The sequence below is a fragment of the Leifsonia aquatica genome (assembly GCF_014190775.1).
Lineage (GTDB): Bacteria > Actinomycetota > Actinomycetes > Actinomycetales > Microbacteriaceae > Leifsonia > Leifsonia aquatica.
Genome location: NZ_JACHVP010000002.1, coordinates 321,485 through 333,714 on the forward strand (window position 1 = coordinate 321,485; position 12,230 = coordinate 333,714).

Annotated in this window: 13 protein-coding genes; 6 read left to right on the plus strand and 7 right to left on the minus strand. The window is 65.9% G+C overall.

The window, feature by feature from the left end:
* Nucleotide 1: 1 nt before the first annotated feature.
* The 6 genes from gyrB to dnaA form a co-directional block, all read right to left on the minus strand.
* Nucleotides 2–2,023, minus strand: a complete 2,022-nt coding sequence (gene gyrB, locus FHX33_RS11435) for a DNA topoisomerase (ATP-hydrolyzing) subunit B (protein ID WP_021763539.1) — start codon at nucleotides 2,021–2,023, stop codon at nucleotides 2–4.
* A gap of 123 nt (nucleotides 2,024–2,146) precedes the next feature.
* A complete protein-coding gene (locus FHX33_RS11440; protein ID WP_021763540.1) occupies nucleotides 2,147–2,638 on the minus strand; it encodes a DciA family protein in 492 nt (163 codons plus the stop codon).
* Entirely contained in the window at nucleotides 2,631–3,797 is a 1,167-nt protein-coding gene (gene recF / locus FHX33_RS11445) for a DNA replication/repair protein RecF (RefSeq protein WP_021763541.1), read from the minus strand. The genes FHX33_RS11440 and recF overlap by 8 nt, the downstream gene beginning before the upstream one ends.
* 14 nt (nucleotides 3,798–3,811) lie before the next feature.
* On the minus strand, nucleotides 3,812–4,699 hold the full coding sequence (gnd, locus tag FHX33_RS11450) for a phosphogluconate dehydrogenase (NAD(+)-dependent, decarboxylating) (RefSeq protein ID WP_021763542.1): 888 nt from the start codon (nucleotides 4,697–4,699) through the stop codon (nucleotides 3,812–3,814).
* Nucleotides 4,700–4,735: 36 nt separating this feature from the next.
* The gene (dnaN, locus tag FHX33_RS11455; RefSeq protein ID WP_021763543.1) at nucleotides 4,736–5,881 is read right to left on the minus strand and encodes a DNA polymerase III subunit beta; all 1,146 of its coding nucleotides are present in this window, start codon (nucleotides 5,879–5,881) and stop codon (nucleotides 4,736–4,738) included.
* A gap of 428 nt (nucleotides 5,882–6,309) precedes the next feature.
* Complete coding sequence (gene dnaA, locus FHX33_RS11460) at nucleotides 6,310–7,734, minus strand: chromosomal replication initiator protein DnaA (RefSeq protein ID WP_021763544.1); 1,425 nt, start codon at nucleotides 7,732–7,734, stop codon at nucleotides 6,310–6,312.
* Nucleotides 7,735–8,189: 455 nt separating this feature from the next.
* Here dnaA and rpmH point away from each other — a divergent pair, with 455 nt between their 5' ends.
* Genes rpmH through rsmG form a run of 6 tightly spaced genes read left to right on the plus strand, consistent with a single transcriptional unit; the run spans nucleotide 8,190 to nucleotide 11,243 of the window.
* Nucleotides 8,190–8,327: a 50S ribosomal protein L34 gene (gene rpmH, locus FHX33_RS11465; RefSeq protein ID WP_021763546.1), complete on the plus strand. Its 138-nt coding sequence runs from the start codon at nucleotides 8,190–8,192 to the stop codon at nucleotides 8,325–8,327.
* 9 nt (nucleotides 8,328–8,336) lie between these two features.
* A complete protein-coding gene (gene rnpA, locus FHX33_RS11470; RefSeq protein WP_021763547.1) occupies nucleotides 8,337–8,705 on the plus strand; it encodes a ribonuclease P protein component in 369 nt (122 codons plus the stop codon).
* Nucleotides 8,706–8,722: 17 nt separating this feature from the next.
* The gene (gene yidD / locus FHX33_RS11475) at nucleotides 8,723–9,049 is read left to right on the plus strand and encodes a membrane protein insertion efficiency factor YidD (protein WP_021763548.1); all 327 of its coding nucleotides are present in this window, start codon (nucleotides 8,723–8,725) and stop codon (nucleotides 9,047–9,049) included.
* Between the two features lie 9 nt (nucleotides 9,050–9,058).
* Nucleotides 9,059–10,033, plus strand: coding sequence for a membrane protein insertase YidC (gene yidC, locus FHX33_RS11480; RefSeq protein ID WP_021763549.1), 975 nt, complete (start codon nucleotides 9,059–9,061; stop codon nucleotides 10,031–10,033).
* Nucleotides 10,034–10,041: 8 nt separating this feature from the next.
* A complete protein-coding gene (locus tag FHX33_RS11485) occupies nucleotides 10,042–10,599 on the plus strand; it encodes a Jag family protein (RefSeq protein WP_021763550.1) in 558 nt (185 codons plus the stop codon).
* 14 nt (nucleotides 10,600–10,613) lie between these two features.
* Nucleotides 10,614–11,243 (plus strand): 16S rRNA (guanine(527)-N(7))-methyltransferase RsmG, encoded by a 630-nt coding sequence (rsmG, locus tag FHX33_RS11490; protein WP_021763551.1) that lies wholly within the window; start codon nucleotides 10,614–10,616, stop codon nucleotides 11,241–11,243.
* Nucleotides 11,244–11,480: 237 nt separating this feature from the next.
* Here the strand turns inward: rsmG and FHX33_RS11495 are convergent, their stop codons facing one another.
* Nucleotides 11,481–11,888, minus strand: a complete 408-nt coding sequence (locus FHX33_RS11495; RefSeq protein WP_021763552.1) for a RidA family protein — start codon at nucleotides 11,886–11,888, stop codon at nucleotides 11,481–11,483.
* Nucleotides 11,889–12,230: the final 342 nt, after the last annotated feature.

The window sequence follows — 12,230 nt, forward strand, 5'->3', positions numbered from 1 at the left end:
ATCAGATGTCAAGGAAGCGCACGTCCTTCGCGTTCTTCTGGATGAACGAGCGGCGCGATTCGACGTCCTCGCCCATCAGCGTGGCGAAGATCTCGTCGGCCGCGGCCGCATCGTCGAGCGTCACCTGGAGCAGCGTGCGCGACTCCGGGTTCATGGTGGTCTCCCACAGCTCCTTGTAGTCCATCTCGCCCAGACCCTTGTAGCGCTGCACGCCGTTGTCCTTGGGGATGCGCTTGCCGGCGGCCAGGCCCTCCGCCAGGTACGCGTCGCGCTCCCGGTCCGAGTAGACGTACTCGTGCTCGGCGTTCGACCACTTGAGGCGGTAAAGCGGCGGCTGCGCGAGGTACACGTAGCCGAGGTCGACCAGCGGCCGCATGTAGCGGAACAGCAGGGTGAGCAGGAGCGTGGTGATGTGCTGGCCGTCGACGTCGGCATCGGCCATGAGCACGATCTTGTGGTACCGCGCCTTCTCGGGGTTGAAGTCCTCGCCGATGCCGGCGCCGAACGCCGTGATCATCGCCTGCACCTCGTTGTTCGCGAGGGCGCGGTCGAGGCGGGCCTTCTCGACGTTCAGGATCTTGCCGCGCAGCGGGAGGATCGCCTGCGTCTCGGGGTTGCGGCCCTGCACGGCGGAGCCGCCGGCCGAGTCGCCCTCGACGATGAAGATCTCGGACACCGTCGGGTCCTTCGACTGGCAGTCCTTGAGCTTGCCGGGCATGCCGCCGCTCTCGAGGAGGCCCTTGCGTCGTGCGGTCTCGCGCGCCTTGCGGGCAGCCAGGCGAGCGGTCGCGGCCTGGAGAGCCTTACGGATGATGTCCTTGGCCTGGTTCGGGTTGCGGTCGAACCAATCGCCCAGCTGGTCGCCGACGACCTTCTGCACGAAGGCCTTGGCCTCCGTGTTGCCGAGCTTGGTCTTGGTCTGGCCCTCGAACTGCGGCTCGGAGAGCTTCACGGAGACGACCGCCGTCAGACCCTCGCGCACGTCGTCGCCGGAGAGGTTGTCGTCCTTCTCCTTGAGGATGTTCTTCTCACGGGCGTACTTGTTGACGAGGGTCGTCAGCGCAGCGCGGAAGCCCTCCTCGTGCGTGCCTCCCTCGTGCGTGTTGATCGTGTTCGCGTAGGTGAAGACGCTCTCGTTGTAGCTCGTGGTCCACTGCATGGCCACCTCGAGCGCGATCTTGCGCTCGGTGTCCTCGGACTCGAACGAGATGATCTCGTCGTGCACGACCTCCGCCTTCTTGGCGGAGTTGAGGTAGTGCACGTAGTCCGTGAGGCCCTGCTCGTAGAGGAACACCTCGCTGCGCGGGGTGAACTCCTCGGCGACCTCGCCGTCGACGACCTCCCCCTCGACGGGCTCGACCTCGCCGAGGTCGGTGCGCTCGTCGGTGATCGCGATGCGGAGTCCCTTGTTCAGGAACGCCATCTGCTGGAACCGCGTGCGCAGCGTGTCGTAGTCGAAGACCGTGGTCTCGAAGGTCTCGGCACTGGGCCAGAAGGTGATCGTCGTGCCGGTGCGGTCCGATGCCTCGCCCTGCTCGAGCGGCGCCTGCGGCACACCGTCGCGGTAGCTCTGCCGCCAGACCGAGCCCTGCCGGTAGACCTCGATGTCGAGTCGCGACGAGAGCGCGTTGACGACCGAGCTGCCGACGCCGTGCAGACCGCCGGAGACCGCGTAACCGCCGCCGCCGAACTTGCCGCCGGCGTGCAGGATCGTGAGCACCACCTCCACGGTCGACTTCTTCTGCACGGGGTGCTCGTCGACCGGGATGCCACGGCCGTTGTCGATGACGCGCACGGCGCCGTCGGGGAGGATGGTCACCTCGATGTTGTCGGCGTGCCCCGCGAGCGCCTCGTCGACGGAGTTGTCGACGATCTCGTAGACGAGGTGGTGGAGACCTCGTGGACCGGTGGAGCCGATGTACATTCCGGGTCGCTTGCGGACCGCTTCGAGACCCTCGAGGACCTGGATCTCATTCGCGCCGTACTCGTGATCCGTCTCGGCGCTGTTCGGTTCCGTCGTCATATGAAATTAGGCTCCTGACCGCACTCAACAGTGACTCTCCATTCTACCAAGAGCGGACTGGAGAAATGGCGGAAAATGCCCTTCTGACGCGTTTTCTTCGCTCGGTCTACCTCTTTTGTGCACTCAACCGTAAGTATCGCGTGGGCCGCGCCCTGGAATCGACCTGGGACCGCGTTTCCAGGTGGGGGCGTCCGGCCCCTGGAAGCGGATCGACTGGATGTCCGCCTCCGGAAACCTCTCGCCGATGCGCACGAGCAGTTCGGAGCGCATCATGCGCAGCTGCGTCGCCCATGCCGTCGACTCGCAGCGCACCACCAGAACCCCGTCGGTGATGGCATCCGGGATGGCGTGCTTCGCCGTCTCCTCTCCGGCCAGTTCGCGCCATCCTTCGAGCAGGTCGGACTGCGCGAGCGCGGAGGTCCAGCCCAGCTGCGACGCGAGGGCGTCGACCACGTCGCCGAGCCCGCGCGGATCGCGCCCGGCGGTGAACGGCTTGCTCCCGCCGACCTCGTCGGGGCGGACTCTGGTACGGCGGCGCGACGGGGAACCGGTGAAGAGCTCCTTCATCCGGAGGTAGACGATGCTCGCCTCGCTGAGGCCGGTGCGCTCAGGCATCCGTAGCCTCCACCACCGCCCCGGCCTCGATCCGGACCGTGTGCGCGGCCAGTTCGGGAGGCACGTCGTCGTAGACCGCAGCGGTGATGAGCACCTGCTCGTAACCGGCTACGGCGGTTGCAAGCATCCGTCTCCGCGCCTGATCCAGCTCGGCGAAGACGTCGTCGAGGATGAGCACGGGGTCGCCGGTGCTGGACTCGTGCCGCAGGAGCTCGGCCGACGCCAGTTTGAGGGCGAGGGCGAACGACCACGATTCCCCGTGGCTCGCATACCCCTTGGCCGGGAGGCCGTTGAGCTCGAAGAGCAGGTCGTCACGGTGCGGCCCGACCAGCGTCAGGCCGCGCTCGAGCTCTTTGCCGCGTACGGCCGCGAGACCCTGTCGGAAGACGGTGACGGTGTCGACACCGGATGATGCGGTTACAGGCTCCGCCTCGTCATCGTCGTCCTCCTCGACGTGCGCCCCGCGGATCGTCAGCTGCGGCAGCAGGCGCGGATGGTGGTCGTCGCCGGCGACGGATCGATAGGCGGCGACGAGCGGGTCGCTCAGTCGCGCGACCAGATCGAGCCGCGCATCGATCAGCTCCGAGCCGAGTGCGACCAGCCGGTCGTCCCAGATGTCGAGCGTTCCGAGCTGGTCGGCTTTGATCCGGGAGGCCCTGGCCGACTTCAGCAGGGTGTTGCGCTGTTTGAGCACGCGCTCGTAGTCGGCGATCACCGCGGCGTACCGCGGATTGCGCTGGATCAGCAGCTGGTCGAGGAACCGGCGGCGGATCCCCGGCTCGCCCCGGACGAGCGCGAGGTCTTCGGGGGCGAAGAGCACGCTCGAGAAGTAGCGCGGCAGTTCGCGGGGCTTGATCGCTCCGCGGTTGACCTGCGCGCGGTTGGGTGAGCTCCGGTTGAGCTGCACCTCCACGAGGAGTTCGCGCCCCTCGTGCTGGATCCGGGAGCGGACGATCGCGGCGTCCGCCCCCTTGCGGATCATGGCCTGGTCGCTCGACACCCGATGCGACCCGAGGGTGCTCAGGTAGCCGAGCGACTCGACCAGATTCGTCTTTCCCTGGCCGTTGCGGCCGACGAAGAGATTCGCGCCGGCCGCGAACGGCACCTCCGCGGTGCGGTAGTTGCGGAAGTCGGTCAGGGAGAGATGTGTAACTCGCACAGAGGGTTAGCTCGTCAGTCGACGGCCTTCACCGCGTGGCCGCCGAACTGGTTGCGCAGCGCGGCGACGGCCTTCATGGCAGGCGAGTCCGTCTGACGGGAGACGAAGCGGGCGAAGATCGAGGCGCTGATCGTCGGCACGGGGACGGCGTTGTTGAGCGCCTCCTCCACGGTCCAACGGCCCTCGCCCGAGTCCTGCACGAAGCCCTCGATGTGCTCGAACTCCGGGTCCTGCTCGAGCGCGCGCACCAGGAGGTCGAGCAGCCAGGAGCGCACGACGGTCCCGCGCTGCCACGCCTTGAAGGTGCCGGTGACGTCGTGGATGATGTCCTTGCGCGTGTCCAGCAGCTCGTAGCCCTCGGCGTACGCCTGCATCAGCGCGTACTCGATGCCGTTGTGCACCATCTTCGCGTAGTGGCCGGCGCCGACGTCGCCGACGTGGACGAAGCCCTCTTCGCGCGGACCCTCCGGACGGAGCGCGTCGAACACCGGCATGACCCGCTCGACCTGCTCCTTGCTGCCGCCGACCATCAGGCCGTAGCCGTTCTCGAGGCCCCAGATGCCGCCGGAGACGCCGGCGTCCATGAAGTCGATGCCCTTGGGGGCGAGCAGCTCGGCGTGCGTGAAGTCCTCGGTGAAACGGGAGTTGCCGCCGTCGATGACGAGGTCGCCCTTCTCCAGCAGCGGCTCCAGGTCGCGGATGACGTTATCGGTGATCTCACCGGCCGGCACCATGACCCAGACCGTGCGCGGCGCGGGGAGCGCGGCGACCAGGTCGGCCAGGGTGGCGACGTCCGACACCTCGGGGTTGGTGTCGTAGCCGGTGACCTCGATGTCGTTCTTCTCGAGGCGGGCACGCATGTTGTTGCCCATGCGTCCGAGACCGATGAGGCCGATGTGCATGATTGTCCTTCTTCTCTCGTGGAGTGGGACCGTGTCCTAGCGCAGGAGCAGGTTGGGCTGCAGCAGGTACTTGTAGGAGTCCGAGCCCGCCTGGTCCTTGGACGTCTGGCTCGTGATGAGCACAGGTCCCGGTTTGTTGGGGTTCTCGGTCTTGGTGAAAGAGATGCGCACGAATTCGGAGTGCACGGCACCGAGACCATCGAGCAGGAACTGCGGCTTCAATGAAACCACGGTCTCCTGGCCTGTGAGGAGAGCGTCGATGCTCTCGGATGCTTGAGCCTGCTCGGAGCCGATCGCTTCCAGCGTCAGTCCGTCGGCGGTGAAGGTGTAGCGGAGCGCGGCCTCACGCTCGAGCACGAGGGCGACGCGACGGGTCGCCTCGATGAGCTCCGCGGTGTTCAGCACCGCGTAGTTGTCGACCTGCTCGGGGAAGAGCCGGCGCACGGGCGGGAAGTTGCCCTTGATCAGCAGCGAGGTCACGGTCTTCTTGTCGGCCGTGAACGCGATGAGCTCACGGTCGTCGCGGTTGGTGATCGAGACCGAGACCGTGCCGCTGTGACCGAAGGTCTTGCCGATCTCGGTGAGGGTGCGGGCGGGGACGAGTGCGGTCTGCGTCTCGCCGGAGGTGGTGCCGTTGTCCCAGTCGATCTGGCGGACGGCGACGCGGTACCGGTCGGTGGCCACGAGGCCGAGCGTGTTGTCGCCGACCTCGAGCTGCACTCCCGTGATGACCGGGGTCACGTCGTCGCGGGAGGCGGCGACGCCGACCTGCGCGACGGCCTCCGCGAACTCCTCGGCCGGGACGAGGCCCGCTTCCCCGCTGACCTGGGGGATGCTCGGGTATTCCTCGACGGGCATGGAGAGCAGCGTGAAGTTGGCGGATCCGGCGCGCACGCTGATCTTGGACTCGTCGGTCGAGAACTGCACGGGGGCGTTCGGGAGCTTCGAGGCGATCTCCGCCAGGAGGCGTCCGGAGACGAGGACGCGACCCGGTTCCTCGACCTCGGCGGGGATCTGCGTCTGAGCGGAGACCTCGTAGTCGAAGGAGGAGAGCTGGAGGCCCGTGTCGGTGGTCTCGATGAGAACGCCGCTGAGGATGGGCAGTGTCGTCCGCTGCGGGAGGAGCTTCACTGCGAAGGAGACGGCCTCGCTGAAGACATCCCGGTTTGCTTGGAACTTCACGAAGACACCCCTGCCAGCTGACGGATACGGATCGAAAGAATCCTAGCGCTTGCCCTCTGGGCGAGGAGTTTGTCATTCGGTCCAGCGCTTGAGGTTGTCGACCGGCCTTAACTGAGAAGAGTTAATCATTAATCGTGTTAACCGCTGTGGAAACTGTGGATAACTCTGTTGAGTCCAGGAAATGACAGGGAACGGCGGGGGTCTCCCCTGTTGATGACCTGAGGAATCCGCTTGTTCACAAGCCGGCGAGCCGAGAGCGCTCCGAAGCGCTTTTCACAGGGCCCGGTCGTTCGTCCCCATTAATCGGCGGAGTTTCCGGAACTTCTCCACAAGTTATCCACACGTGTTAATAACGATCTCTCCCCACTCTGGGGATGAAATTGTGGATAACTCATCCGGAGACGACGGCGTGGCGCGTGTCGAGAGGGCTACTTGCCGTAGCGGTGGTTCTGCTTGATCCGGCTGGTCAGCTCGGTGACCTGGTTGTAGATCGAGCGCCGCTCCTTCATGAGCTCGCTGATCTTCTTGTTGGCGTACATCACCGTGGTGTGGTCGCGGCCGCCGAACAGCTGGCCGATCTTGGGCAGCGAGAGGTTCGTCAGCTCCCGGCACAGGTACATGGCGATCTGGCGAGCCGTTGCCACGGCTTGCGACCGGCTCGAGCCGTAGAGGTCGTCGACGCTGAGCTTGAAGTACTCGGCGGTGTTGGTGATGATGTCCGTCGGCGCGATCACGTTGTCGTCGTCGAGCGTGATCAGGTCCTTCAGCACTGTCTGCACGAGGGGCATGTCGACCGGCGTGCGGTTCAGGCTCGCGAACGCGGTGACGCGGATGAGCGTCCCCTCCAGCTCGCGGATGTTGCTCGACACCTTCGACGCCATGAACTCGAGGATGTCGTCGGGCACCTGGATCTTCTCGCTCTGCGCCTTCTTGCGCAGGATGGCGATGCGGGTCTCGAGGTCGGGCACCTGCACGTCGGTGATCAGGCCCCACTCGAAGCGCGACCGCATGCGGTCCTCGAAGCCTGTGAGGTGCTTCGGCGGCAGGTCGCTGGTGATGACCACCTGCTTGTTGTGGTCGTGGAGGGTGTTGAAGGTGTGGAAGAACGCCTCCTGCGTCTCGACCGCACGCTGGAGGAACTGGATGTCGTCGATCAGCAGGATGTCGATGTTGCGGTAGCGCGCCTGGAAGGAGGAGCCGCGGTTGTTGGCGATCGAGTTGATGAAGTCGTTCGTGAACTCCTCACTCGACACGTACCGGACGCGGATCCCGGGGTAGAGGCTCATCGCGTAGTGCCCGATGGCGTGGAGGAGGTGCGTCTTGCCGAGTCCGGAGTCCCCGTAGATGAAGAGGGGGTTGTACGCCTTGGCGGGCGCTTCGGCCACAGCGACCGCGGCCGCGTGAGCGAACCGGTTCGACTGGCCGATGACGAAGTTGTCGAAGCTGTACTTGGAGTTGAGGCGCGTGTCGCCGTTGCGCGGGGGCGCCGTGATCTCCGTGGGAGGGGACACCATCGGCGACGCGTTCTCGAGGTAGGGGGCGGGTTCTGGCTCGACCGGGCCGGCCATCGTCTCCTGCTGGATCTCGGGATTGACCACGATCGCGAAGGTGTTGACCGCGAGAGCCTCGTCCAGGGCGCCGATCGCGCTCAGGAGGGGGACGCGGCTGCGCTGCTCGATCATGCCCCGGGTGAACTCGTTCGGGACCTCCAGATAGAAGGTCCCGGCCATGATGCCCTTGGGCTCGACCAGGCTGAGGAATCCGTAGAGCTGCGGCGTGATGCGGTCGTCCGTCTCGAGCTTTCCCAGCACGGACTGCCATGCCGCAGAAATGGACTCTTCGCCGCCTGCCATCGTTCCCCGTCTTCGTTCTTCGTGTGGATGCCGTCGCCCGACGGAGACGAGTCGTCCCCCGGAGGGCTCGAGTCAGGCTGCAGCAGATGTGCCGTCGGTGGGTATTCACAGAGTTATCCACTGATGTGTCTGCAATACCGTAGTGATCTCCGGCCTTTTGTGAGCCAGGCTGGGGATAACTTTGGTCCTCACGGTAACTTGTCCACAGGTTGTGGATCAAATTCGACTCCTGGAATACGTCGCCGAAACACGGCGCGTCGCCGCGACGGATCCTGCAAATCCCGTGCATAATCAGTGGATTTGACTCGATCGGTTTGACCTCGGTCCTTTATAGGCCGTAGTTTTAATCAGTTGACTTCAGCCGTTCAGGCTGCCCTGAAACTTTTCTGGCCTCCCCGTGCTGGCGATATCCATCAGCACCGGCCTGCGAAGACACCACCACGGAGATAGAGATTATGAGCAAGAGAACGTTCCAGCCGAACAACCGCAAGCGCGCCAAGACCCACGGCTTCCGCCTCCGCATGCGCACGCGTGCCGGCCGCGCCATCCTCTCGGCCCGTCGCTCCAAGGGCCGCGAGAAGCTCTCGGCGTAGTACCGGCCGGTGCTCGCGAAAGCCAATCGCATCACGCGGGGGGCGGACTACCGGGCGACGGTGCGCAAGGGTGCCCGCTTCACCGCGGACAACACCATCGCGTACGTCCGTCCGAACGCCGACCCCGACGTGGTGCGATTCGGTTTTATCGTGAGCAAGACGGTCGGCAACGCCGTGCGCCGCAATCTGGTGCGCCGCCGCCTGAAGGCAGCTGCGTACGAGGTGCTCCCGGCTCTCCGAGAGAGTGCCGGGACGGTGGGCGGAGTGGACATCGTGATCAGAGCATTACCAGCTTCTGCGGAGGCCCGGTGGGCTACCCTGCACGAAGAGCTCACCCGAGCCGTCAGCCGCTACGTCCGTCGTAGCTCCACCAGATAAAAGGGCAACGTCCGTCCATGTACGCCGCGATCACCGCAGTTCTGCTCGTTCCGCGGAACGTCGCCGTGCTGATCCTGCGGGCGTACCGGGCGGTCATCTCGCCGCTCTATGGAGACGTCTGCCGCTACTACCCGTCGTGCTCGGCCTACGCACTCCAGGCCATCCAGCAGCACGGCGTCGTGGTCGGGAGCGTGCTCGGCGTGCGCCGCATCATCCGCTGCCATCCGTGGGCAGCGGGCGGGGTCGACGACGTCCCCGTGAAGAAGCGCCAGCGCTACCGGGTCACTCCGTTCGGATTCGTCGTCGCCACGGGCGGCAGCAGCTTTAGCCAGAGAAGGGCCTAGCAAGCAGACATGGACATCATCGGTACGATCCTCTGGCCCATCAAATGGGTCGTGGAGCTGATCCTGGTCGCCTTCCACTGGCTGTTCTCGCAGATCGGGCTCGACCCGGCCGCGGGTCTCACCTGGGTGCTGTCGATCGTGGGACTGACCGTCGTGGTCCGTGCCGCCCTCATCCCCATCTTCGTCCGCCAGATCAAGAACCAGCGGCGCATGCTCGAGGTGGCGCCGCAGCTCAAGAAGATCCAGGACAAGTACAAGGGCAAGAAGGACCAGTTCTCCCGCGAGGCCATGTCGCGCGAGACCATGGAGCTCTACAAGAAGACGGGCACGAACCCGCTCAGCTCCTGCCTCCCCCTGCTGCTGCAGATGCCGATCTTCTTCTCCCTCTTCCAGGTGCTCAACGGCGCCCAGAGCGGCAAGGCCGGCGTCGGCCCGCTCAACGAGTCGCTCGCGGTGCAGTTCGGCAACGCGAGCCTGTTCGGCGTCGCTCCCCTGCACCAGAGCTTCCAGGGCGCGATGAACGCCAACCCGCCGCAGGTGGTCGTCATGGTCATCGCGGCCGTGATGGTCGTGCTCATGACCGGCTCGCAGTTCCTGACGCAGCTCCAGATCGTGTCGAAGAACATGTCGCCGGAGACCAAGGCGAGCCCGCAGTTCAAGCAGCAGCGCATCCTCCTCTACCTGCTCCCCTTCGTCTTCCTCTTCTCGGGCTTCGCCTTCCCGCTCGGTGTCATGTTCTACTGGCTGACCTCGAACATCTGGACCATGGGCCAGCAGTTCCTCGTCATCCGCAACATGCCGACCCCCGGCTCGGACGCCGCCAAGGCGCGCGAGGCGCGCCTCGCGAAGAAGGGCAAGCTCGTCGCACAGGACGGTTCGATCGTCCTGACCGTGCAGGAGTCGGAACCGGAGAAGCCCATCACGACGCAGCGCGTTCAGCCGGTGAGCAAGAACCGCGCCAAGAAGCAGGCCGGAAAGAAGTAGGGACAGCCATGACCGACGTGCAGACCGAGACCACCTCCCCCGCCGACGAGGCGCCCGCCGTGGACACCGAGGCGGTGGATGCGCCCGCGACCGCGGCGGAGCCGACGGCCGGCGAACTCGACCGTGAAGGCGACATCGCAGCCGACTACATCGAGGAGCTGCTCGACATCGCCGACATCGACGGCGACATCGACATCGACGCCCGCAACGGACGCGCCTACATCTCCGTGAACGCGGAGGATGGCACCAACCTCCAGCTGCTCGCCAAGCCCGACACCGTGGCCGCGCTGCAGGAGCTCACCCGTCTCGCGGTCCAGAACCAGACCGGCGGCTTCTCGCGGCTCATCCTCGACATCGCCGGCTCCCGCGACGCGCGCCAGGCCGAACTCGGCCAGCTCGTCGCCCGCGCTATCGCGCGGATCGAGGAGGGTGCGGCGGAGGCGGCGCTACCGCCGATGTCCTCCTACGAGCGCAAGCTCGTCCACGACATCGTCTCGGAGCGGGGCTTCGTGTCGAACTCGCGCGGCGAGGGTCGCGACCGCCACACGGTCATCACCGCCGCCTAGTTTCAGCTGAAACCGTGACGGACACGCTGGAAACCGAGCCGCCCGCAGCAGCCGTCCTGTTCGGGGACCGGCTGGATGTTGCTCGAACGTTCACTGGGAACCTCGCGGCCCAGGGTGAGGAGCGCGGTCTCATCGGCCCGCTCGAGCTCCCCCGGCTGTGGTCCCGCCACATCCTGAACTGCGCCATCGTCTCTCCGCTTCTGCGGCCCGGGGTGGTCGGTGACATCGGCAGTGGCGCCGGCCTTCCCGGGTTGGTGCTCGCGATCGCGCGGCCGGATGTCTCGTTCGTGCTGATCGAGCCGATGGAGCGACGGATCGCCTGGCTCAACGAGCAGGTCGACGAACTCGGCCTGTCGAACGTCACCGTGGTTCGCGCGCGCGCGGAAGAGGCGAAGCTCTCCGCTCCGCTCGACCAGGTCACCGCGCGCGCGGTGAGCGCGTTCCGCAAGCTCCTCCCCCTCACCGCGCCCCTGGTTCGTGACGGCGGCGAGCTCGTCCTCATGAAGGGCGCCGGCGCTCAGGCCGAGGTGGATGCGGCGACCAAGGAGATGCGCAAGTACAAGGTGCACGACGTCGTCGTCGAAACGCTCGGCGAGGGTGTGCTGGACGAGGTCACCCGGGTCATCCGCGCCTCCGTACGCTGAGTCCTCTTCCGATTTTCTGGATTTCACGGCGATTCAGGCCGATTTTCCGTTCGGCCGGACTTCGCGATCGCGGCGCAGAATGGCTCTGACAGCGCGGAAGCGGGGTGCTTCGGCGCTGTAGGAGCCATTCTCCGGTCCGTTTCGGCGGGACGGATGGGCCGAATTCGGCGTCCGAATCGGTCGCTTTTGACGATTTCGCGTCTCGGATAGGGTCGAGGCGGATGGGTCGATGCGCTGTCAGTCGACGACGGCCGCCACGGTCTCGATCTCCACGAGCTGATCGTCGTAGCCGAGGACGGTCACTCCGAACAGGGTGCTCGGCACATCGTGATCGCCGAACGCATCACGCACGACCTCCCACGCGGCCACGAGGTCGGACTGTCGGGTCGAGGCGACGAGCACGCGCGTGCTGATCACATCGGTCAGGGTCGCACCCGCTGCGTGCAGTGCTGTCGTCATGGTCTCGATGCACTTCGCGGCCTGGCCCGCGTAGTCGCCCACCGCGGCGGTCGATCCATCGGACTCGAGCGGACACGCGCCGGCGAGGAAGATGAGCCGCGCGTCTTTCGGTGCGGTCGCTGCGTACGCGTACTGCGCGACATCACTCAGTGCGGACGATCGGATCGGGGTGACGGCGCTCGGCATGAATCCATCGTGTCACGCCCGGGCGGTGATCACTCCCCCCGCCTGATCGGGCACTGGCGTGTGCCCTCCCCTGGTTGTGCCAAATGAGGCATCGGGGCTGTGTCACGTGGAGCATGGCCGGTCAATTTGGACTAGGGCTGATCCTCGTCGGCCGCGAGGGACGACTTCGTCGGAGAAGAATGGACTGATTCGACTGGCCCCGGGGCCGGAATGCGTCTGTCGCACCAGTACTGCGAGGCAGAGAGACGGCGCGTGGACGGTCGACGGGACGTGTTAGCGGGAGCGGCTCATGGCGTGCTCACGTCTCGCAGCATCCGGAGGCCGGGCGTGCAGGGCGGGGCC

What these genes read in the sequence shown, in the direction of transcription:
- gyrB (WP_021763539.1), bottom strand. Translation starts at nt 2,023, where the DNA reads ATGACGACGGAACCGAACAGCGCCGAGACGGATCACGAGTACGGCGCG.
- FHX33_RS11440 (WP_021763540.1), bottom strand. Translation starts at nt 2,638, where the DNA reads ATGCCTGAGCGCACCGGCCTCAGCGAGGCGAGCATCGTCTACCTCCGG.
- gnd (WP_021763542.1), bottom strand. Translation starts at nt 4,699, where the DNA reads ATGCACATCGGCCTCATCGGTCTCGGACGCATGGGCAACAACATGCGT.
- dnaA (WP_021763544.1), bottom strand. Translation starts at nt 7,734, where the DNA reads ATGGCAGGCGGCGAAGAGTCCATTTCTGCGGCATGGCAGTCCGTGCTG.
- rpmH (WP_021763546.1), top strand. Translation starts at nt 8,190, where the DNA reads ATGAGCAAGAGAACGTTCCAGCCGAACAACCGCAAGCGCGCCAAGACC.
- yidD (WP_021763548.1), top strand. Translation starts at nt 8,723, where the DNA reads ATGTACGCCGCGATCACCGCAGTTCTGCTCGTTCCGCGGAACGTCGCC.
- yidC (WP_021763549.1), top strand. Translation starts at nt 9,059, where the DNA reads ATGGACATCATCGGTACGATCCTCTGGCCCATCAAATGGGTCGTGGAG.
- FHX33_RS11485 (WP_021763550.1), top strand. Translation starts at nt 10,042, where the DNA reads ATGACCGACGTGCAGACCGAGACCACCTCCCCCGCCGACGAGGCGCCC.
- FHX33_RS11495 (WP_021763552.1), bottom strand. Translation starts at nt 11,888, where the DNA reads ATGCCGAGCGCCGTCACCCCGATCCGATCGTCCGCACTGAGTGATGTC.